The organism is Bacillus sp. FSL W7-1034, assembly GCF_038593365.1.
Taxonomy (GTDB): domain Bacteria; phylum Bacillota; class Bacilli; order Bacillales; family Bacillaceae; genus Bacillus; species Bacillus altitudinis.
The window spans coordinates 1,056,560-1,079,271 of the sequence record NZ_CP151989.1 but is presented as its reverse complement, the minus strand read 5'-3'; the positions used below and the strand labels follow the sequence as shown (position 1 = coordinate 1,079,271).

The following is a 22,712-nucleotide window of genomic DNA, read 5'->3' as shown; positions in this document are numbered from 1 at the left end:
TTTTCATCAAGTGTTCTCATTTAGCCTTTCTTAGTTTATGCATCGGCTCCTTGATAGTTGATTTGTCCTTTTTCCCCCTGTGTATAGGACAAGCTTCATTTGGTAAGAAAAGAAAGAGGAAAGGAGGTTTTGCGAATGGAGAACCGAATGACATATCTTCAGCAAAACCACCCAAAATGGTGTAACGGGTACTTACTGATGGAAAACGGTCATTGTCTGATTGAAGACGAAGAAGGAGACATCATGCTGCCTGAAAGCCTTCAAAGTTCTATGATCTGTTTGAAAGAAAAGGAGCGATGGACAAAAGGAGAATTGCTCGGGTCTGTCGTTCTTTGTGAAAACGGACAGTTGATGGAGGTAAAAGGCGGAGAATGTATTCAATATCCAGCGTCTCTTTCTAAAGGGTGGCTTGATTTGCTCATGTTCGTACCGGAAAGCGTCTTTTATCAGATCATTGACTATGTAGAACAGCTTGGCTTTTCCGTCTATGATTGTGTCTTCTCTTCCTTCCATCCTTCTCATCGCGTGTCTTTTTTTCAGTTTTCAGGAGACATGCAATCACTTGCCCTTCAATTCCACCATCATTCGGGTACAAATCAAGTTCAATTGGAATGGACGACGTCTGACGGTCACCGGCTGATGTCTCAGTTTGATCTCACATAAAAAGGGCACTGCTTTTGATAAGCAATGCCCTTTTTATCTTAAAAGATATGGAAACCGATCGGCAGACGTAAGCCGAGAAGAATGGTCACAATGGCAACCACAATAAAACCAATGAATACACCCGTCACCGATTTTCCTTTTTTCTTGCGTACAAGGACCATTTCCATGAAACCAATCACAAGAATACCAAGTATCATTTTTCCAACATACTCGCCCCCGTAACCCGGGATTTTCATTCCTGTGCGAACATACAGCTCTACGCCTGTTGCAATAATAATCAAGTAGAACAGTCGTACGATCATATGCACAATTTTAGCGCCTTTATCGTTTTTACCTGCTAATGCAAAGGCAACGAAAAATAAAATAATACCTAGCACCCACGCTGTAATATGTAAATGTGTTCCCATTTGTGATTTCCCCCTTTATCAGAACAATTACCTTCTCATCGTACCACGAAATAAGTCGAACACAAAGCGACAATCCTGTGTCAACACGCCTTTATTTGACGCGATTTGATAACGTCCCAATTGGTTCAATTGTTACTTCAACCTGATCGCCTGAGGCTAAAAATTTTGGCGGTTCAAAACCTTTGCCGACTCCAGAAGGTGTACCTGTTGCAATGATGTCTCCCGCTTCCAGCGTCATCCCTTTTGAAAGAGTTGACACAATGTCTTCAATTGGGAAGATCATTAATTCCGTACTGGCAGACTGACGAACCTCTCCGTTTACCTTTGTTTCCACATGGAGTGCTCCATGATCCTCGATCACTGACTTGTGAACGATATAAGGTCCCATTGGACAAGTTGTATCTAAGCTTTTTCCGATGAAAAATTGTTTGTGTTTTTTCTGCAAATCTCTTGCCGTTATATCATTTAAAATGGTGTAACCGAAAATGTAATCGTGGACCTCTTCAGGAGCAATATTCTTTCCTGTTTTGCCAATGACAATGGCAAGCTCCCCTTCGTAATCCAATTCACTTGTCACATCTTCATGGAGAAGAATGTCCGCTTCATGCCCTACAACAGAGGTAGGCGCCTTTGTAAAGATCATCACGTCTTTAGGAATATCTGCCGCACTTCCCATTTCCATGACGTGATCTTGATAGTTTTTCCCAACACACATGATGTTTTTCGTTGGTTTTGGAATCGGTGCATGGAGTGTCACGTCCGAAAGCGGATAGACATAAGAGCCACGGTCTTCTTCTTTTTTCTCCGCCCAATCAAGAAGCTGTTTGACGTGTTCGACAAACTTGTCCCCCATGTTGATGCATTCAGATAAAGAGTTTGGCAATGTCTCCAGCTCAAATAGTTTTGCTTCTGCCTTTTTGACGTCCATCACCCATTCATCATCAATGACGACCCCGATAAACAATCTGTTATGTATCTCACCTGTAAAAAACTTCATGTTTTCCCCTCACAATCTTCATTTCACTACATTATGATGTCTCATTTTTATTTCTCTACGAAATAAAAAAAACCCTTTTTTATCATACTCTCTTTTAAAAAGGGTTTCAAAAATGAAGACCTGATATTTAGCGGTAGCGTCGATACTCCCACATATTCCCTTGATCCCATTTACGATCAACATTTCCTTGATGGCGGGAATGATGTTTTTTCTTTCCGCATCTTCGGCAAGAGTGACTCCGTTTATGGTGATGAGAACGCTTAGATCGATGGCTGCGATGTGATTTGCGGCAGCTTTTCTTATGAGATCTGTATTTGCTGCGGCATGATTTTTTTGGTTTACTCTTTTTACTGCGGTATGACTTTTTGCTTTTATACGACTTTTTGCTTTTGCATGATTTCTTGCTTCTATACGACTTTTTGCTTTTGCATGGTTTCTCGCTCTTTACACTTTTCTTTGAGCAGCGACTTTTTTTAGAGCGATAGCTTTTTTTAGAACGATAGCTTTTATGGCTTTTTTTGCTGCGATGTGACTTACGGCAGCCTCCTCCACCAAAGAACCAGTGACGGCGATTTGAATGACGAGAACGAGATGATTTGTGCGAATATCCCGATTCTGGTTCACGATCTAAGTGATGATCACGCCCCTCACTTCGAAGTGAATCAACTGCATGTTCAATATGCGAATGATCAAATGTGCTCACGAACAATTCCCCTCCCAATCTGTGCTCTGACAAAACAAACAGACAAAGCTGTTTATCTTCTCTGCTTTATGTTACGAGACTCGATAGACAAGTGTTCTTGGCGAATGCCTCTTTCTTAGAAAACTCCATGAATACCTACCAGCAGGTACAGGACATTCCTTCATTTTCATATAGTGGAGGAGATATAGGAGGGTGATGAACGCATGGACAAAGAACCTTTAAAACAACTGGATATCTGGATTCATCCAAAAGATCTCATGGAATTAAAAAAGGACGTATGGAACGATGAACCCGTCGAGGCCATTCTGAAAACCGGCCAAACGAAGTCACATATTTATGCCTCATACCGAGGATCACACATCCGAAAGCTCAAGAAAAAATCCTATCAAATTGAATATCGAAAACCAAAGCAAAGACAGGGCGAATCCCTTTTTCACTTAAATGCAGAGTACAATGATCCTTCTTTCATTCGCAACAGGCTGTCTTTTTATTTCTTTGAACAGATGGGTGTATTCAGCCCATCCGCTTCTCATGTGTTTCTGACCATTAATGGAAGAAAAGAAGGCATTTATTTAAAAATAGAATCTGTAGATGAGCTGTTCCTCCAAAAACGACAGCTGCATGGAGGCGGCATTTATTATGCTGTAGATGATGACGCCAATTTCTCTCTTTTAAGTTCATTTGATAAAAAGCCAAAAAAACATCTTCTTCTCGGTTATGAGAAAAAAACGGGAACTCCTGAACACGACAAGCAGCTGAGTGAATTTATTTACTTTTTGAACACCGCAAGGGACGACACGTTTGCAAATAAGATTGAGCAGTACCTTGATGTAACACAATATTTCCGCTGGCTCATTGGTGTCGTGTGTACCCAAAATTTTGATGGCTTTGTTCATAACTATGCGCTTTATGTGAATGATCAAGGAAGGTTTCAAGTAATGCCTTGGGATTATGATGCGACTTGGGGTCGTGATATTCACGGAGAAGAAATGGCGTTTGATTATATTCCAGTCAGCGGTTTCAATACATTAACCGCTAGATTACTAGACATCCCTGCATTTAAAAGAGACTATTATGCCCTTTTCCAGCACGTACTAGATACACATTTTTTAGAAAAACGGCTTCTCCCCATCATTGAGACATGGCATGCTTCGATTGAGCAGCGAATTGGAGATGATCCATATACGAAAAACCGACAAGACATGCTGCGTTCAGAGCGAGAATTAATCCGACAGTATATCAACAAAAGACGACGTTATTTACAAACTGAGATTAAAAAAGAGACATCGCGCCTGTAAACACACTTTCGAATTTTGTCACTTTAGTTCTCATATTGACGAAAGAGCTTTTTTTATAGAAAAATAGGGTATACTAACCATATCCTTCTATTTGATAAAAAATGTGAGAGTTGGCGTCCGTTATGATCAATTATGAAATTGAACAAAAAAGATTACATTTGATTGAGACCGCAAAAAAATTCGGAATGAATGCCGAAGAAACCATCAGGTGCAGTCAAGAGCTTGACACACTCTTAAATAAAGGCATCAAAACCACCTCTAAAGAATGCTCGAATAAAGGGTAAACCATACACTTCATTCCTCTCATCAAAGTTCTTCAAAAAGACAATCACATATTAAAAGACCCATCATAAGCTATGGTGAAACGCCCAAAAACGAAGTGCCCTATTTTTCTAAAGGATGTGCACCGCTATGCCGGCTATTGTTGGAGCCTTTAAAGTAAATGCCGTCGGAACGAGCGGAGTCGTTCATGTTGGAGACTGCATCACCATTTCTCCAAATAGTCAGGTTAAAACGTTTGCCGGCGCAGGCAGTTTTAACACTGGTGATCAATTACGCATTAGCAACTATAAAAGTGTGACAAATACGTATGATAGTGATGTCATTGATCAACCGCTTGTTGGTAACTTGTAAGGAGTGAGAATCCATTGAACTTCTATATTAATCAAGCGATACAAATTAATTACTTACGTGTGGAGTCTGTGAGTAACTCATCCGTTCTGCAAATCGGCAGTGCTGGATCAATCAAGGCACTCTCCAATCTGTATAACACTGGAAGCTATGTAGAGTCAGCACCTGCCGCAGCAGGCACACAAGGAATTGAAGAGTCTCAAGGCGCAAGCACGGCACCTTTTGTACCGCTTCAGTCACCAACAACATAAGTTCATCTGCAATCCCCGGAGGTGTATGCATATGTATGACTATCAAAACAGCGCTTCACAAATGTATGGCATCATTCAAAAGCAAACACAGCAAATCATGATGCTTGAAAAAAGGCTTAACGAGCTTCAGCAGGAAATGCAAATGATCAAAGATAAACCGACAACAACGATTGAACGGATTGATTATCAATTTGATCAACTGAAAATCGAGCGGCTGGAAGGCACATTAAATATCGGCCTCAATCCATCTGATCCAAATAGTGTTCAAAATTTTGAAGTGGGCCAAACAACAACCCCGGGAATTGGAATGATGCAGCAAGAAATGGCTGATCAATTTTTCAATCAAACACGCCAGCTTGTCGATGCATTCTTAAATGAAGAAGCACCGCAGCTTCTTGAAGAACTAGAGCAGCGATACGAAGGCTCGCTTGATGAAAGCAACAAACACCATATCATTGAGGACATTCGAAAACAAATAGACAGCAGAATCAAATATTATGCGGGGCAGCTGCCACAAAGGGAAGATATGACCCCGCTTCAACGTTCCGAGCAAATTGCTGAATACGTGAAACATGATGTCAAACGGGCAATCGAGCACTTTTTAGCCCATATTCCAAATGAAACGAAAGGAGAGGAAAACGGATGAATTTCACAGTCGTCAACCGCAACATCGAAACTGGAAGCATTAAAGTAGTTGGGGTATCGTCCTCTTCCCTATTTATTATCGGGGACACGGACCATGTACAACTGTCATCGATTTTCGATACACCGCCAGAATCATTAATTATTGGCCCGTTTGTTCCTCTAGCCCCTCGATAATGATCAAGCGCACATCTCAAGTGAAGTTCTCGAAGGTGAATTCTGTCGGGATTGCAAGTGTTGTTCAAATTGGTGATACACAAGAGCTCTGTCCGAACGTGAAGGTGCTAGCTGTCCAGCGAACGATTAGTTTATTTTATGGAAATGAAGCTGAAAACCTAGATGCAAAAGAATTTGAAGTGTATTATGAGCCGATCCCATTGATGCTGCCAGAACGAGCGGTTAGAACGGCCTTTTATCATGAAAAGCCTCTCATTAAAGTGTCGTCCATTCATGTAGAAGGGGTCTCTTCCTCCTCTATCTATCAAATTGGCTCTACGTGCGGAATAAATGCCGTTGCGCGAGTGAAGCATATTCGAGAGTTATTTAGCAACAACGACGAACATCCGCCAAACTCACAATTGGACCTACCTGCGCATATGATGGTGATATGACTTCGAATAAAGGATGTCGATTATGCCAGCAATTGTCGGACCCATTTACATTAACTCGATTTCTGGGGGCGTCGTAAACGTCGGTGACTCATTTTATCTTTCGCCTAAAAGTTCTTCAAAATCTGCTTTAGGCTCTGGAGCGGGGAATACCGGAGATTTCTTGATTTTAAATAATGGCATTAGCGCCACCAACTATGTGGATCCTGACTTAAATGATCAGAATATGGTAGGCAATGCATAAAGCGGCTCCTCTACACTCATTTCATTTAGAGGAGCGCTTTTTTATGCTTATTTCTTTCTGCGTTGTCTTGATTTCTTTGTTTTGACCAGCTTGCTTGCCGGCTGCTTTCGAATCCATTTGATGTACGGAACAAGCTTTTCATCTTGTCTTAGGGCATCCAGCGTATTCAAACGTGCGGCAAGCTCCTGGTTTGTATAAAGAGCATGTACCTGTTTATGGCAAGGGATACACAGGAAGGCAGTCGGTAGAAAGGCCCCTCCTTCTTCTCTTGGCGTTAAGTGATGTTCTGTAAGGACGACCTCTTGTCTTCCGCACAGCTCACATAATCCAATCGTTTGCTTTGCCATCCTGAGATCACCTCACTTTACATTAATTCCATCGAGACTGTTGTTCCTTTCCCGCTTGGATCTGCTGGGTGGACAATCAGTTTCTTTGGCAGTCTCATCTTTAATTCTTCCACATGGCTGATCACACCAACAGCCAAATTTTGAGATTGTAGCTTCTCTAATGCTGTAATCACCGTATCTAACAAGTCTTGATCGAGTGTACCAAATCCTTCATCTAAGAAGAAGAATTGCAGCGGGAACTCACCTCTCAGCTGAATTTGTGCAGACAGAGCAAGGGCAAGTGCTAAAGACGTCAGGAAAGTTTCTCCCCCAGACAAGCTGGATACCGGACGTCTGACACCTCCATTGGCATCATCCCGCATCACAAAACCGCCCTCTGAATCGACTTCAATGGCATACCTTTGTCTTGTCAAAATCCCAAGACGATGAGAAGCATCACGACTGACACTTTCTAGCTGTTCTTCTGCTAGGAACTCAACAAATGTATTCCCTTTAAACACCGTTTGAAGCTTATCCAGCCGGTCAATTTCTTGCTGCAGTTCTTCAAGGCGTTCATGAATGCTTGCAAAGCGCTGATGGTTTGCTTCAATCACTCGCAGATGCTCCTGTGCAGATCCACTCAGCGCTGTCGCTTCTTCAAGCGCTTTTTCTGCCGCTTCTTTTTTTAGTTGAATGTCTGTCCACTCGTCTTCATCCAGCGACTCACCTTTTAACAGTTCAGAAATTCGCTTTAAGTTTGCTGCACATTGCTTTCTTTTATCCTCAAATTCCTCAATTTCCTGTTTGACTGTAAGACGTACAGATCGATCCATTAAAGCAGGTGCTATCTCCTGAGGATGAGCAAAAGGAGTAGATGCTGTTTCTTTTTGCCACGCTTTCTCAGCTTCTTGTTTTCGCCGCTTCGCCTCTTGGAGCTGACGTTCACTGCTTGAGAAATGGCTTTGTGCCTCACTAAATAATTGCTGTGCATGCTTAAATTGCTCGTACGATTGCTGTTCTTTTTCATTTAGATGAACAAGAGATTGTTGAACTTCGTACAGTTCATCAGAAAGAGAAGCCGCTTTTAAAGGATATCGCTGTAAATCTGTTTCATATTGATCGATCAGGTGTTGCTGGCTTCCCAGCTGATGCGCCAGCTTATCGAGTTCCTTCTCTAGATCGTATATAGCTGTTTGCAGATGCTCTTTTGCCTGCTGTTTTTCCTCTAGAAAAGAAATACTCTTCTCAATACGCTCTTGATAACCTTCCGCTTGTTGATCCTTTTCGTCAATTTGTTGCTGCATTTCCTGCACTTGGTTGATTGTCAGGTGAGGAAAGGTCTGTTCAAATTGCGTCAGTTGTTCGGAAAGCTCAGATCGAAGCTCCTTGATCAGCATGTCTAGTTCTTGTATGCGCTGCTGCTCAAATGTCAGTTGGTCTTTTACTTTGCTCATTTCTGCCGCTTGATCATAAGTGACGTCCATTAAACGAGCTCGTTTGCTTTCGATTGCTTGAATATCTTGTTTTACGCCTTTCCATTCTTGAATCAGCTGGTGCAAAGACTGCGGATTCTGTACTGCTTCTACTGCTGCAGCTACTTCCGAATCGGGGGCTTTTTGAGATAAAAAGGAGAACTGTTTAACTAATTGATTGGCATGCGTTTCAAGCAGCTGCTTTGCAGCAAACATGTCTCTAGCATATTCCTCTGCCAGCTTGAGCTCTTTATCCATTTTTACAATCCATTCATCAATTTGGGCAACCGTTTCTTCATGGTCATTGTCTATCACAGCCTTTGGATCATGATGAATCGATCCACAAACAGGACATGGTTCACCGTCTACTAGCTCTGCCGCTAATTCTTTTCTTAATTCTGCCGATCTGACAACATCACGCTGTTTTAATTTTTCTTGTTTTTTGTCCTGCTCTTTATGACTCCATTCTGTAAGACCTCGTTCAAATTCACATACATAAAAATACAATTGCTCTATCGCTTGAAACGATTGATTTATTTTTTCATGATGATCTTTTTGCTGTTTTTGAAGCTTTTCATACGATTGTGTCGCCTGTGCTGAACGCTGTCTTAGCTTCTCAATCTTTTGTTCTTCCTTTTGAATGCTCACATTCATTCTTTGAACATTTTCACTGAAACGAAGTGCGTCTTGTACAAGTTTCCGCTCTTTGACAGAGACTTGTAATTGTTCCAGCTCATGCTTCAACTGTGTTTGTTTCGCAAGCGCACGCTCTAATAAAGATTGCACGTTTTCGGCTTCCGCTTTTTTTTGAGTCAATTGCTGCGCTTTTTCATGGTTTTGCTGCTCTAGTACGGTCTTTTCCTGAAGAGCTGTTTCTTTTTTTCGTTCAATTTCTTTTAATTGAATAAGCTGCTCTTTCTTTTGAAGAAGCTCTGGCTCATTTTCCATTTTCTTTTGCCGCGTTTGCTCATACTCCTGCGTCATTTGATCATAGATCGTTCGTTGATGAAGTAAATGTTTTTCTGCTTCCTGCTTCTCTTTTGATGCTTGAGAGAGCTGCTTTTCAGCCTTTGTTAATGCATCCGCATAAGGCTTTAATGTCTCTGCCTGCTCTGCAATGTGAAGTTGATTCTTTTTCTCTTCCATCGTGGATGCCAGCAGATTGAGGTTGTGTTGTTCCTTCTCGTACGCTTCTTGTTCCTTTTGATACTGCCAGATGGCTTGCGCTTTTGTAAAAGCAGTGAACGCTTCGTCCCGCGTTTGTTTTTTCTCATGAAAAATAGCTTGCGCCTGCGCAGCTGCTTCTTTAGCTTTCGCTAATGCCTCTGGCCCAGCTTCTCCTAATCCAGTCAATTCAGCCAGCAGTTCGTTTTTCTGTCCGTAGTGATTTTGAGCCTTTGCGCGTAAACGTTTGACGAGCTGATCACCATATTTCTCTAAATTAAACAAACGCTGAAGCATTTGGCGTCTGTCGGCTCCTTTCAATGAAAGGAATTCCGCAAACTTTCCTTGGGGTAAAACAACCGCTCTCGTAAAATCGTCAATGGTTAAACCAAGTAATTCTTCTATTTTACGATTGACCTCACTTGCTTTATCTGCAAGAACTGTCTGCGTATCACCAATTTCAATCAATCGGCATAACGTCGTTCTAACCTTCATTTCATCTGCACGTTTAAAGGCACGTTCCACTTTATAAGAAATATGGTGTTCTCTTTGCAAAGCGAACGTAAAGGAGACAGACAGCTTTTCTTCAGCTTGGTTCAAAATACCATGCGTATTATTGAGTGCACGTTCGACCTTGCCATAGAGTGCGAGTGTCATGGCATCTAATATGGACGATTTTCCGCTTCCAGTCGGTCCAAAAATACCAAACACACCTGCATCACATAAGGAGCTAAAGTCAATGGTTTGCTCTTCTCTGAAGCTATGAAGTCCTTTAATGGTTAACGTGATCGGCTTCAATTCGCTTCCTCCTCTTGCATGTCATTGGCAAGCTCTAAAAATAGCTTGACGGTTTTTTCATCAGGTAGACCTCCACCTGTCTGACGCTCATAAAATTTCACGAACCGCTCTTCAATCGAGAGCTTTTCCACTTGTTTTTGTTCTTCTTTTTGCTGTAACTCTTTAAACTTTGGTCTAATATGGACAAATCCACTATGCTGTTTTCTAAGCTGATGAATTTGTTCGATCGACAGCTGATCTGTTAAGTGAATCTCTAAATCAATCCAGGCTTGAAGATCCCGCTTTTCATCCAGCCAATTGTGTACTTGGCTCAGCCCTTCAGTCGCCTTCCACTTCATAAGTGGTTTACCGCTTGATAAAAACACTTCTTTCCAGCTTGCTGTTTCATTCGGTTTTGCATCCACAATGGTGACTGATTTGGCGTAGCCTGCTTCAGAAAAGCTGTATGCAAGTGGAGATCCAGAATAGCGGGCAATCGTCTTGGCACGTTTAATGGTTTGGGGGCGATGCAAATGCCCCAATGCGACATAACAAGCCGCCTCAGGCAGACTTTCGGCCGCAACGGTATATGCGCCTCCCACTTCAATCGGCCTTTCCGAATCCGTTTGACTGCCACCTGCCACATAAATATGACTTGTTGCGATATTGACCGTATTCGCCTGAAATTGGCTGCTTAAATGTTGAAACATTTGTTGTATTTTTAAATTGTACTGATCACGAAGCAGTTTCTCTTCAAATGTTTCAGCCAGCACCTCGTTTAGCCTTGCTTCAGACGGGTAAGCGAGTGCTGCAATAGATAGACGTTCACTTGCAGAAGAAACATCGACATGAATTAAATCATTTGTCGGATATCCAATTAAATGAATCCCCTGCTCATTCGTTAAAGGAGATGCGGCTGATAAACGGTCTGGGTTATCATGGTTGCCAGAGATCACAACCACCTGACGCTTTCCTTTATCAGATAATGCAGACAAACTTTCATAAAAAAGCTGTTCTGCGCGAGCAGGAGGGTTTACTGTATCAAAGGCATCGCCTGCCATCACAATGACATCAATGTGTTCATCCTTGACGATTTGATTTAATTCATCTAAAAACTCCGCTTGCTCCTCAAGCCGGCTTCGACCTTCAAGGGTTTTCCCTAGATGCCAATCCGCTGTATGCAGAATCCTCATGTGATTCACCTCTCATTCATTCCACCTATAAAGAAATTTCTAGATTTCCATCAAAGAAATAAAGGATTTTCTCCTCTAATGTTCTGTTTGTTAAACGTTCTACCGCTGCTGTATACAACGATATTTGCGTTTCATAGCGTTTTTTTAACATCGCTTCAGCTTCCTCTAATCCACCTGAGAATCTGCCAGTCACTCGATCTGTTTTATAATCAAGTAAATAGAGCTTGCCATCTGCTTCAAATAAACAATCGATCATTCCTTGAATGAGCACAGGTTCACCTTCTGCATCAATATGGCTGTATACCTCTTTAACCGGTAAAACCATACTAAACGATACTTCTCGTTTCACCCAGTCCGCTTTCTGCAGTTTTTGACCAATAGCAGTAGAAAAGAAGGCCACAATTCCTTCTCGATTGATGGACTGGATTTGTTCATCTGTTAGTAAGTCTTTCTCTTTTAAAGAATGGAGCAGCTCTTCTACACGAGATTCATCATATGGTTCATTTGAAGGAAGAGGTATATGCTGCATGACTGTATGCATGGCCGTCCCTTGTTCTGCAGCTGTGAGTGTTTTTTTCTTCATAAAAGCCGGTCGTTCGTACAGTGTCGCATGAGCTTTTCGAATGGAAGCAGGCACACTGTATTCATCCTGTATTTCTTTCATTCTTTTGATCTCGGAAACTGACTGCTTTGTCCCTACTTGGGAGGCCGCTAAATATGGATAACGCCATGAAAGTCTTTCTTTTACTTCCTCCTCGTAATCGCCATATCCTTGAACAGGCACACCTTCCATTAATGCTTGTAGCACTTCGTCTTGTTTTTGTTTTTCAAGTGACATGTCTTCTTGTAGAAGATCGGACGCTTGATGAAAGGTGATAGAAAATGATGATGGATGCGAGAGAACGACTTCTCTCGATTCTTCTAAAAGAGAAGACATCGCTTGATGACGGATAAGGGCAGGGCCAATAAAATCTAAGTATGTTCTCGCTTGATAACGTTCAAAATCAGGGAGAAGCCAGTCGTCTCCGTTTGCGGCATTTTGCCACTTACTTAAAGCTTTCACTTGATTTTTGACAGAGCCGACTAAAAATAATTTTTCCTTCGCCCTTGTGAGCGCCACATATAGAACCCTCAGTTCTTCAGATAACAACTCTTTTCTCATCTTTTTTTTCATCGCGATCAGCGGTAATGTTGCATAACTAATTCTCAGCTCAGGATGAATATATTTGCTGCCAAAACCTAATTCTTTATCGAGCAAATAGGACTGGTTTAAATCCATCATGTTAAAGTTTCTGCCAAGTCCTGCAGTAAATACAACAGGGAATTCGAGTCCTTTACTGCTATGAATGGTCATCATGCGGACAACATCCTCTGTTTCACTGAACGTTTTTGCCGCTCCAAGATCATCTCCACGCTCTTGCATTCTTTCAATAAATCGAAGAAATCGAAACAGCCCTCTAAATGCAGCCTTTTCATACTGTTTCGCTCGATCATATAAAGCCCGAAGGTTTGCCTGTCTTTGCTTACCTCCTGGCATCCCGCCGACATAATCTAGATATTGTGTATCTCGGTACACTTCCCAAATCAGTTCTGCTACCGAATGCTGAATCGAAAAATCACGCCATTTGCGTAATTGAAGGAAGAATCGCTCCAGCTTTCTGCATGTCGGATGATCAGAGTGTGTCACACTCATAAATGCCTTCACAGCGTCATAATAAGTGCCTTTTTTATCACTGGTTCTAATCAGTGCCATCTCATTTTCGTCTAAATGAACAAGAGGTGACCTTAAAACAGCAGCGAGCGGAATATCTTGATATGGATTATCAATCACTTTTAACAAAGAAAGAATGACAGATACCTCTGTCGCTTCGAAATAGCCTGAGGAAAGATTCGCATAAACAGGGATTCCCTGCTTCTTCAACTCTTCCATCATTTGCGGAGCCCACGGCATTGATCGAAGCAAGATCACAATGTCTCGATACTGCAAGTTGCGTGTCAGCTGCTGTTTTGCATCGTACACTTGAAAAGGCTGTTCTACCAATTCTTTTATTTTCTTTGCAATCACTCTCGCCTCAAATTGTACCGTCTCTAGCTCTTCTCGTTCTTCATCGCTTTCTGTGTCGTGCTGATCTAAATGAACAAGAAGCATTTCTGTCGTCGTGTCTTCGCTTTGCGGATAACTCGCTCCAAGCTTTAATTCAGCTTGTTCGTCATATTCAATTTCTCCAACTGTTTCTCCCATCAGCTGTTTGAACAGAAAGTTGGTACTGTCTAAAACATCAGCCCGGCTACGGAAGTTTTTATTTAGATCAATTCTTTTACCTGTTTCTTTGTTATCTGCTTTAAATTGTTTATATTTATTTAAAAAGAGCATCGGCTCTGCAAGTCTAAAGCGATAAATGGACTGCTTCACATCACCAACCATAAAGCGATTGCCTTCTGCCGGTTGTTTCCCTTTAGACACAAGCTTTAAAATCGTTTCTTGGACAAGATTTGTATCCTGGTATTCATCCACGAGTACTTCTTCAAATTGCTGTTGATAGTATTTAGCCGCTTCTGTTTCAATGAGATTTCCTTCTGCGTCCTGCTTCGCTAAAATGCGCAAACAATAATGTTCTAGATCCGAAAAGTCTACGATTGATTTTTCTTGTTTTGCTCTTTCGAAACGCTCTCCATATTGAATCACAAGCTCTACAAGTGTTTCTACAACTGGCTTCATTTCAGCCAAGCTTTTTAAATGCTGATCGGGACTGCGCATAAAGTATTCATCTTTTAGCTTTTCTAATTGTTTTTTGGCTTGATTGCGTGCATCTGTTGCTTTTTCTAACAGAGCTGGGTCATAGTCATCCCCTTTGCAAGTCTTTAACCTTTTAAAATTGATAGTTGGTAAAAGCTCATAAAGTGTCTCAAAATCATCTTGATGCCTTATTAATTCATTTACTTGCTCTAAATCATCTATAAAATTCTCTGCTCTCGGTGCTGGACCGCCCGGCTCTTTTGATAAAGTGAGCGCTTGTTCCAGCAGTTCCTGGCAGCTTCTTAAAACGAGAGAAAGGTCCTCTTTGATATATGGATAAAAGGGTAATTCTTCTACCTTTGTCTGTGTATCCACATCATAAAGAGAAAGGAATGCCCGCATCCATTGTTCGGGCGCTGGATGTGACCTAGAAAACTCATAAATTCTTTTGACAAGCCATTGAAGATCTAAATCATGCCGATCAGATGTGTAACGATCAACGAGTTCAAAAAATGACGGCTTTCCAGCCTTATACTCATCCTCAAACAGTTCATCTAACACTTCATCTCCTAATAATTCTCCTTCTGTTTGATCAGCCAAACGAAAACCTGGATCAAGGTCAATCTCATAATAAAAAGTGCGAAGAACTTGCAAACAAAAGGAGTGCAAGGTAGAAATATTGGCACGATTCATAAGTGACAGCTGTCTCCGCATATGAAGTGATCCAGGGTTTTTAGATAGTTCTTTTTCAAGTGCTTCAGTGATCCGGTGCTTCATTTCTGCTGCTGAAGCATTGGTAAAAGTCACTACGAGCAGCCTGTCCACATCAACTGGCTGCTCCGGCCGAGTCATTTTTCGAATGAGCCGTTCAACCAAGACCGCTGTTTTCCCTGACCCTGCCGCCGCAGCAACAAGAATATCTTGTCCTTCTGAAACGATGGCGTTCCATTGGTCATCTGTCCAAGTACTGTTATTCGGTTTTGGTATTTGCATACTGATCCCCTTCTTTTTTGATCCGGTCTAACATGACATCATCCTTCTCAGAGGTGAGCACCCTAAATTCATTATCTTCTATTGATTCATCAAATTGGCAAATAGACTTAAAGGAGCAAAAGCGGCAAGGGGTTTGATCCTTTAATTTATATGGGTTTATCTCTACCTCACCGCTTGTAATTCTTTCTCCTGCCTCTTCAAAGGTTCGCCGAACGTGTTTTGTGAGAATGTGAAAATGATCTTCACTTAATACCGCAGAGTCAGATCGGAAAGAACCATCCTTTTTCAAACCAGCTTGGATGACTTGTGATCTTCCTGATTCGAGTGTTTGATCCATCAACTTCACTGCTTCCACATCTTCGAGCAATAGACCCTTCATTTTAAATTTCTTCAATATTTCCTGCTCAATTGCATCTTCTCCAAGCGGAATAGGCGCTTGAATCAGCGGGTCATGAATATGGAAGTATAAAATTCCTGCCGGTGTCGCTTCCATGCCAAGCCATTCTTTAGAATACGTAATGGTCAGGTCTAAATAAGTGAGCATTTGCAAGGCTAAACCGTAGTAAACTTCTGCTAGATCAAGCCCCTTCTCACTGGACTTATAGTCGACAATTCTTAATAGAAGTCCTTTTGACCCTTCTGCTTTATCCACTCGGTCAATCCTTCCAACAAGCTCCATCGTGCAGCCGTTTTTTAATTGAAAAGTAAACGGCGGCAGAGGTCCTTGACCTCCAAAACCTAACTCAAGTCCAACCGGAGAGAATCCGCTCACTTTTGCATGTTCGCTTAATATAGAAGACACCCTGATGAGGATTTTTTGAAGCTTTTCTTTTATATAAGCATGCCGATTAGAGCTTAATAAAATTTCTTTTTGCAGACGTGGAGCCAGCTGTTCAATTGCATGCCTTGAGTAGGTCACACAATCTTCCTTCGTTAAGTTTTTCCAATCCTTTTTTTGTTCAACAAGCGTATCTGAAATCAGTTTTAAAGCCGAGTGAAAGAGCTGGCCGATATCAGGTGCTTCTAATTTGTAAAATTGTCGGTCTTTTAGTTTTAGCCCGTGGGAAGCAAAATGAGAAAATGCACATGCATTGAATTTCTCCATTCTTGAAACACTGCCCTGAATATGGTCACCGTAAAGTTCTTTTGTGACATTCGGCTTTAAACGTTTCGCTCTATTGGTAAAGAACAAGCTGGACATGATTTTTTTTGATACGTCACGGTTGGACGAGGTCATCAAATGATTATATACACTCCACCATACGCCGCTGATCGGATATTGATTGAGCCATTGTTGCAGCTGCGAAACGGTATAGGATAACGAGACATGCTCGTTTGTTACAAATTTTAATTGCTCCTGATCATCCAACTGCTCTGGATCTAACACATAGAGGGCTTGCTGATGGTTTGGCATCAGTTCCTCACAATACTTGATGAGGGTCGAAGGCAAAAGAGACCGCCCTTCCGTATCTGAAGCTGAATAGGATAAATACAGGTAGTGCGATGGACTGGACAGCGCTTGATATATCAAAAATTGTTCATCCAGCAGCCGTTCCTTCCCTGTCTCTGCCAGCTCTGCTCCTGCCCGCTTTAACCATTCCCGGTCGTCTTCAGACAATACACTTTCATCAGAGGGCCGTGCAGGTATAACTCCATCATTTACTCCAATGACAAACGTACACTTTACTTGATACATTCTGGATAAATCCATACTTCCGATAAACACTTGATCAAGTGAAGGGGGAATCAAAGCAAACTTGAGAGAGGACAGTCCTGTATCCATCATCTGTTGAAATAATGGAAATGAGAGCTCCTCCTCGCCCAGCATTTCAACAAATTCATCCATCAATTGAATGACAGCATCCCACACTTGCCCATGCTGCATCGCTTCAGCTAACCTGCCTGCTTCTTCTGCCTCAAGCCTTGCCTTTTCAAGCTTTTCTGGCACTTGGGCTTCTTCTAGAAAGATATACACTGCCTCCACCATGTCTCTTAGCTTTTGCGCTTTTTTCAATCTTTTTTGCAATTGAAAGAGAGGCGGTACAATCCATTCTTTTACATCATTCAGCATTTGCTCCATTTCTATTTCTTGATCGGTTTGTCCAAAATCTTCATCTAGTGATTGGAAGCGGCGATAATGAAATCGTGAACCATTCGTCCAGCGTTCACCTTTTACACCGTAAGCAATACAATAGTTTTCAAGCTGATCCGCCTGTTCTCTCGCTTTGTTTTTAGCGAGTTCAAGCGGAAATAAGAACTCCGTTTTCACACAGCGAAACACCGCCTCATACCGCCAGTTCCCTTTTATGACATCGAGGCTCGAACGAATGAACTCAATGAGCGGATGATACTGCATCGATTCATTTCCATCAATAAAGAAAGGAATATCGTAATCTCGAAACACCTCTTTTAACGTATCTTTATAGTCTTCTACATGTCTTGCAACAATTGAGATGTCTCGTAACCTAAGACCTTCACCTCTTACTAAATCAAGAATATCTCTCGCTACTCCCTCAATTTCAGCTCGTTTATTTGCACTTTTCGATACGGTAAGGTGAGGCGTTTCTTCTTGATACGGCTGCAAAGGTCTCTGTTCATATTGATTTTCTAAATAAGCTAGATCTGGGGTATGAAGATGCCGCTTATTTCTCTCCAAAATGTTCTCAGAAATAGCCGCTCCGCACTCTTTAGCCAGCTGATAAAGCTGGGAATATGTCTTACCTGTCATGCGAAATAAATCAAGTTCATTTGGCTGCGTGTCATGATAGGAACGATCCACTGTGAATGCAGCTGTTATTTTTTCGGCATGTAGCAAAAGCTGTTCAATGACAAGAAGCTGCTGGGGGGTAAACTGATAAAAACCATCTATATAAATGTGTGCCCCTCTCAATTCTTCTGATAAAGGAATTTGCTGAGCCAGAAGTGTCAAGTAATCCTCTGAGTGCACATACTCATCTTGCAGATGCTGCTCCATCTGCTGATAAAGAACATGAAGATCATGCAATTTTTCCGCCGCACGTCTTTCTTCTGTATACTCTGAATGCATGCTGGCTGCCGAGATTTTTTCAATATCCTCCGGCATCATACAGTACCTTTTGAATTCAGCCATCGTCTTTTCTATTTGCTCAACAAATCCCGGTTTATCACTCGCCTTTTTGAATACCTTAAACTTGTCTTTCTGTTCTTCTATTACTTTTCTTAAGAGCATTTGAATCCCTGTGCTTGTGACAAATTGACGGTTCGCACCGCCAGTCTGCTGTAATATAGACCAGGCAAGCCGAGTAAAACTAAAGACTTTGGCCCTGATCATTCCACCAGCTTCAGACGTTTTTGCAAGCTCATATTCCATTAAAAATGTCATTTGATCCGGGACTAAAAAAATGATTGGCGGACCCAGCGGATCAAGCCGCAGTTGTTCTTTGATTTCTTCTAGAATTGCAGTCGTTTTTCCACTCCCCGATCTGCCTGCTAAAAACTGAATCTCCACGTTCCACAACACCTTTCTTATGTACTCATATTCTAGCGAAAATAAAGGTAAATAGCTATTTTCCTATCACCTTCCCTTTCTCCTCCGATTGAAAAGAAAATAGGCACCTTTCCCGACTCTTTTCATATCATAAACCATCATGATCTAAAAGGAGGCTGGCAATATCATGTATTACAGTTATTATGACTACTCGCCATATGACATGCGCCAAAACACAAGGATCATTGCAGACCTTGAAAAGGCCATCAATGGCGAATATTCTGCGATCCAATGCTATGAAAAACTTGCACAAAAAGCAAAAAATCCTGAAGCGAAAAAAATCATTCAAGAAATACGTCAGGATGAAGTCAGACATTATCAGCTATTTACAAAGCTATACTATTCTTTGACTGGTAAAAACCACAAACCAAGCATAACAGAGCCTTGTCCAGACCAATTTAGGGAAGGTCTCTTATTTGCCTTTAAAGACGAACAAAAAACAGTCGATTTTTACTTAACGGTATCAGACTATGTCCGTGATCAAGGAACAAAGGAATTAATGAAGCGTATTGCTCAAGATGAACAGCAGCATGCCGTCTGGTTTCTATATCTTTTAACGCACCATGTTTCTTAGTTACCCCTATTTTAATAGGAGATCGTATGTTCCGTCAAAAAATGAAATTGCTTTTTTGCTCATTCAATATGTGAAATAAAGGGCTGTCATCATCAAAACGCCTCTTCGCTTTTCCTTTTTTAATGATAAAACGACCTTTTAACCATAAAAAAACTCCTCTGCTACAAATCGCAGAAGGAGTTTTTTGTTATTTAATGAAATTTTGCTTCATTGCTTTGCTGCTGTTGTTTTAACAATCCATCAATCGATAGCATCTTGCTGCCACTAAGTGTCAAGTAAAGCGCCATGACCATTAAAGAAAGTTCAAATTCATAACCGCCCACAAATCCTCTTGCAAAACCAACTGTGATAATGGCTACAGCCATAATTGGCACAAATAAAGCTGCGAAAAGACGTGTGCCTAAACCTAGAATTAGGGCAATTCCACCAACCAGTTCAATTGTTTTGACAATATAGGCCATAAATTCAGGGACACCAATTTGACCAAAAAATGCAGCAGTGCCTCCTAGTCCACCTTGATATGCTTGAAGCCCATGTAAAAAGAAAATAATGCCTAAGATGACGCGTACAAAAAGTGTTCCTATTTCTTGATTTGTTTTCATATAGTGATTTCCTCCCATTTTTACACTACATCATGTAATGTTCATTCGTAAAAAAAATTAGTAATTTAAGTTGAGCATAATCATTAAGACCAACATGAGGATGGCTGATGTCACAATTGGGATAAGTGGTACATTGAACGGTATGTTGTATGTTGGGTTTAAGATTTTTTGGATTCTTAAATTCAATGCTCGATCTCCAAAGGACACGGCAAATTTTGTTTGTTTTTGAAACTGGGTTCTATTTTTAATGAGTTTCAAAAGGGCTTGCCCTACTCCAAGCTCAGTCCCTGTCTGCTGAATGGCATAGTCATCTGCAATGACTTCACGAAAAACGGAGTAACTTTGTCTCATATGCTTTAACACAGGAATGTACCAAATCACTTTTGTGAGCATAGAGAAAGCGAAAGTCTTTAAAGGATCGTAGCTGTATTTGTGATGTAATTCGTGATAGACAACAGCATCGATTTCCCCTTCATCCAGCATGTCTATAAGCGCTGTTGAGAGATACACTTTTGGCCGAAGCATCCCCATTGCGAAAGCAAGCGGTTCATGGCAATGAAACACAATGATCTCATTTCTATAATTGTCTGATAGACTTTGCGTTGAATGTTGATCGACTGCCATCATCATATTTCTTTTGAAATGAAGATACTTTCTGACCTGCTTTGTCATATAGAAAACGGCAAAACCAAGCGTATACAAGACGAACGCATCCAGAAAATACTTTAAAGGAGTGAATCCATAAAATTCGAGAACAGATTGACATACATGGATCAGGTTATATGCTTGATTCCAGCCAAAAAAGCTCGAGAGTACATAATAGCCCATCTGGTAAAAGATCACTAAGCCAATCAATATACCGCCTAAAAACAGCAGACTCGACTTCATTTTAATCATGTCGTTTCTCCTCTTTTTTGGATGCAAGCCTTGCTTCGAGTACCTTCAGTAATTCAGGATCAGCACTTTCAATTGCGTCCACCATATGATTGACTGCAAGGGGGCCGAAATCATCCATCAGTCCTTGAGTAATCCATTTCGTTTGCTCATTTAGAAATTCTTCTTTTGTTAAAACAGGGTTATAGATAGATGAACGCCCTTTTGTTTTCTTTTCCACAATTCCTTTTTCGGTTAATCGATTGAGTACCGTCATGACCGTGTTGAAATTAATTGGCTTCTCATCTGACAGCTTCTGCTGTACCTCTTTAATCGGCATATCCTCACCTTGATAAAGGATCTCCATAATCCTTCCTTCTAAAGGACCGAAAAAGCGGTTCAATCCCTTTTCGTTATATTTAAAAGAAGGAATTTTCATGTCATCACCTCACACTAAGCATTGTAGTGTAATTGAAAATGATAGTCAACAGATAACAAAAATAGGGGAAAATCGTTGTATATTGTATTTGTTTTTGGCGAAAATTATATGTCATTTATATCAAAAAAATCTCTTTTCTAACAGAGTTAACCATAAGATAATCTTATGAAAATACTAAAAAAATTCGTATTTTATTTATAGAGACTTTTGTATTATAGTGAAGATAACAACATTTCACTTACTGAACAAATATACAGGAAGAAGGTTTATACGTGATGAAGCAAGGAAACAGCCTTCGAACCGATCTCATTTTGATTGCGGTAAGCGGTTTAGGTGGATTCCTTTTGTCTCTAACAGGGATGTCTATCGGCTGGATGATTGGCACATTAATGACAGCTGCATTTATTGCCCTGCGCCGTCCCGCCCTGTTTCAGCGTAAAGGAAAGAATACCTTACGTATTCACAGCAGATGGCTACTCCTTGGTCAATTCATTCTCGGAATCGAACTAGGACAAAAAATGAACATGAAAGTCCTTCACATTTTCGCTGAAAATTGGCTTCCCGTGAGTTTCATGCTCGTTTTTTCTATTTTATTAGCCATGCTCTCCGGGTTTGTCTTATGGAAGCTGAGTAAAACAGATATGCTGACCAGCTTTGTAGGCACTGCCCCCGGCGGTCTTTCCGCTATGCCGGGCATCGCCCAAGAGGTTGGAGCAAATACAGCTGTAGTGAGTCTCGTACAAACGATACGCGTGTTAATGGTCGTACTGACCATTCCTTTTACGGTATTTTATTTAAATACAAAAAGCCAATCAGATGTGGTAGTCGCCCAAGGCAGCGCCTTCTCATCAGGCGTTTTCACAATATCAAACATTTCTTGGACTGCTGCACTCATTTTAGGGGCATGGCTGATGTCACGCCTAGCCGTGCGTCTTCACTTTCCCGCCCCATGGCTGATCGGCAGTATGTTAGGTGTGGCGGCTCTCCAAGTAGGGGCAGGCGCCTTGACAGGTCATGATTTGATTCCTTACTGGCCAGCCCAAGCGAACATTGCGTCACAGGTATTTCTAGGGGCAACCATCGGGTCAAAAATGAATAAACAAATGTTTGTCGGGCTAAAAAATACCTTGATTGTGGCCGTCGTCAGCTCAGCCGGATTGATTGCTGCGACCGTTCTCAGTTCAATTGCCATTGCAGAAATAACAGGTATTTCTGTCATTACGGCCATTCTTGCTTTTTCGCCTGGCGGTATTGCAGAAATGGCGACAACAGCTGTTACACTTCACGAGGATTCCACATTTGTTGTGGCTGTACAAGTCGTTAGAATTATTTTGGTCATCGCCATGCTGCCACCGTTTTTTCGTTTCTTACATCATGTCTGGGCAAAAAGACAGACTGATTATAAAGCCGCTAAATAAAAAGAGCCGCTTTGCATAAGCAGAGCGGCTTTCAGATGGTCTGACAACGGGCTAAAATGATGTTGATTTTAGCCCGTTGTCTTCTTTTCAGCGTGATAGAAAACCTTTGCAGTCTAGGAAGGTCGAGCACCAGAGCGGAGCGAATTTGACATTCGTGAGCACTGGAGCGCAGACA

The 22,712-nt window shown here is 41.4% G+C and carries 21 protein-coding genes; 11 read left to right on the top strand and 10 right to left on the bottom strand.

Going from position 1 to position 22,712, the window contains the following annotated elements; all coding sequences use genetic code 11:
- Positions 1-135: 135 nt before the first annotated feature.
- The gene (locus NST73_RS05410) at positions 136-663 is read left to right on the top strand and encodes a DUF2777 family protein (protein WP_342473983.1); all 528 of its coding nucleotides are present in this window, start codon (positions 136-138) and stop codon (positions 661-663) included.
- Positions 664-701: 38 nt separating this feature from the next.
- Here the strand turns inward: NST73_RS05410 and NST73_RS05405 are convergent, their stop codons facing one another.
- Both NST73_RS05405 and NST73_RS05400 read right to left on the bottom strand, forming a co-directional pair.
- Entirely contained in the window at positions 702-1,070 is a 369-nt protein-coding gene (locus NST73_RS05405; protein ID WP_007499115.1) for a YisL family protein, read from the bottom strand.
- A gap of 91 nt (positions 1,071-1,161) precedes the next feature.
- Positions 1,162-2,067 carry a fumarylacetoacetate hydrolase family protein gene (locus NST73_RS05400; RefSeq protein WP_007499116.1) on the bottom strand — a complete coding sequence of 302 codons (906 nt, stop codon included), beginning with the start codon at positions 2,065-2,067 and terminating at the stop codon, positions 1,162-1,164.
- Between the two features lie 906 nt (positions 2,068-2,973).
- Here NST73_RS05400 and NST73_RS05395 point away from each other — a divergent pair.
- The 8 genes from NST73_RS05395 (at position 2,974) to NST73_RS05360 (ending at position 6,443) form a co-directional block, all read left to right on the top strand.
- Entirely contained in the window at positions 2,974-4,068 is a 1,095-nt protein-coding gene (locus NST73_RS05395) for a CotH kinase family protein (protein WP_342473982.1), read from the top strand.
- A 122-nt stretch (positions 4,069-4,190) separates the two neighbouring features.
- Positions 4,191-4,352 carry an aspartyl-phosphate phosphatase Spo0E family protein gene (locus NST73_RS05390; protein ID WP_008348605.1) on the top strand — a complete coding sequence of 54 codons (162 nt, stop codon included), beginning with the start codon at positions 4,191-4,193 and terminating at the stop codon, positions 4,350-4,352.
- Positions 4,353-4,479: 127 nt separating this feature from the next.
- A complete protein-coding gene (locus NST73_RS05385) occupies positions 4,480-4,701 on the top strand; it encodes a spore germination protein (protein ID WP_003211745.1) in 222 nt (73 codons plus the stop codon).
- A 14-nt stretch (positions 4,702-4,715) separates the two neighbouring features.
- A complete protein-coding gene (locus tag NST73_RS05380; protein WP_035392485.1) occupies positions 4,716-4,949 on the top strand; it encodes a spore germination protein GerPB in 234 nt (77 codons plus the stop codon).
- A gap of 31 nt (positions 4,950-4,980) precedes the next feature.
- Positions 4,981-5,595 (top strand): spore germination protein GerPC, encoded by a 615-nt coding sequence (locus NST73_RS05375; protein WP_008348607.1) that lies wholly within the window; start codon positions 4,981-4,983, stop codon positions 5,593-5,595.
- A complete protein-coding gene (locus tag NST73_RS05370; protein WP_003210893.1) occupies positions 5,592-5,768 on the top strand; it encodes a germination protein GerPD in 177 nt (58 codons plus the stop codon). Before NST73_RS05375 ends, NST73_RS05370 begins: the two co-directional genes overlap by 4 nt.
- A complete protein-coding gene (locus tag NST73_RS05365) occupies positions 5,768-6,202 on the top strand; it encodes a spore germination protein GerPE (protein WP_008348609.1) in 435 nt (144 codons plus the stop codon). Before NST73_RS05370 ends, NST73_RS05365 begins: the two co-directional genes overlap by 1 nt.
- Positions 6,203-6,224: 22 nt before the next feature.
- Positions 6,225-6,443, top strand: coding sequence for a spore germination protein (locus NST73_RS05360; protein ID WP_003211468.1), 219 nt, complete (start codon positions 6,225-6,227; stop codon positions 6,441-6,443).
- 47 nt (positions 6,444-6,490) lie between these two features.
- Here NST73_RS05360 and NST73_RS05355 read toward each other — a convergent pair whose 3' ends face one another.
- The 5 genes from NST73_RS05355 to addB are packed head-to-tail and all read right to left on the bottom strand — an operon-like array spanning position 6,491 to position 18,592.
- Positions 6,491-6,790: a hypothetical protein gene (locus tag NST73_RS05355; protein WP_017360217.1), complete on the bottom strand. Its 300-nt coding sequence runs from the start codon at positions 6,788-6,790 to the stop codon at positions 6,491-6,493.
- 17 nt (positions 6,791-6,807) lie between these two features.
- Complete coding sequence (gene sbcC, locus NST73_RS05350) at positions 6,808-10,203, bottom strand: exonuclease subunit SbcC (protein WP_342467932.1); 3,396 nt, start codon at positions 10,201-10,203, stop codon at positions 6,808-6,810.
- Positions 10,200-11,375 (bottom strand): exonuclease subunit SbcD, encoded by a 1,176-nt coding sequence (gene sbcD, locus NST73_RS05345; protein ID WP_342467931.1) that lies wholly within the window; start codon positions 11,373-11,375, stop codon positions 10,200-10,202. Before sbcD ends, sbcC begins: the two co-directional genes overlap by 4 nt.
- A gap of 25 nt (positions 11,376-11,400) precedes the next feature.
- Positions 11,401-15,105: a helicase-exonuclease AddAB subunit AddA gene (gene addA, locus NST73_RS05340; RefSeq protein ID WP_342467930.1), complete on the bottom strand. Its 3,705-nt coding sequence runs from the start codon at positions 15,103-15,105 to the stop codon at positions 11,401-11,403.
- Positions 15,083-18,592, bottom strand: coding sequence for a helicase-exonuclease AddAB subunit AddB (gene addB / locus NST73_RS05335; protein ID WP_342499431.1), 3,510 nt, complete (start codon positions 18,590-18,592; stop codon positions 15,083-15,085). The genes addA and addB overlap by 23 nt, the downstream gene beginning before the upstream one ends.
- Before the next feature lie 166 nt (positions 18,593-18,758).
- Between addB and NST73_RS05330 the strand changes: the two genes are divergently transcribed.
- Entirely contained in the window at positions 18,759-19,205 is a 447-nt protein-coding gene (locus NST73_RS05330) for a ferritin-like domain-containing protein (RefSeq protein WP_342499430.1), read from the top strand.
- Between the two features lie 191 nt (positions 19,206-19,396).
- Here NST73_RS05330 and NST73_RS05325 read toward each other — a convergent pair whose 3' ends face one another.
- The 3 genes from NST73_RS05325 to NST73_RS05315 are packed head-to-tail and all read right to left on the bottom strand — an operon-like array spanning position 19,397 to position 21,119.
- On the bottom strand, positions 19,397-19,807 hold the full coding sequence (locus tag NST73_RS05325; RefSeq protein ID WP_008348626.1) for a DoxX family protein: 411 nt from the start codon (positions 19,805-19,807) through the stop codon (positions 19,397-19,399).
- Positions 19,808-19,864: 57 nt separating this feature from the next.
- Positions 19,865-20,704 carry a M56 family metallopeptidase gene (locus NST73_RS05320; protein WP_250027040.1) on the bottom strand — a complete coding sequence of 280 codons (840 nt, stop codon included), beginning with the start codon at positions 20,702-20,704 and terminating at the stop codon, positions 19,865-19,867.
- Positions 20,697-21,119 (bottom strand): BlaI/MecI/CopY family transcriptional regulator, encoded by a 423-nt coding sequence (locus NST73_RS05315; RefSeq protein ID WP_007499135.1) that lies wholly within the window; start codon positions 21,117-21,119, stop codon positions 20,697-20,699. Before NST73_RS05315 ends, NST73_RS05320 begins: the two co-directional genes overlap by 8 nt.
- A 275-nt stretch (positions 21,120-21,394) precedes the next feature.
- Between NST73_RS05315 and NST73_RS05310 the strand changes: the two genes are divergently transcribed.
- Entirely contained in the window at positions 21,395-22,537 is a 1,143-nt protein-coding gene (locus NST73_RS05310; protein ID WP_007499137.1) for an AbrB family transcriptional regulator, read from the top strand.
- Positions 22,538-22,712: the final 175 nt, after the last annotated feature.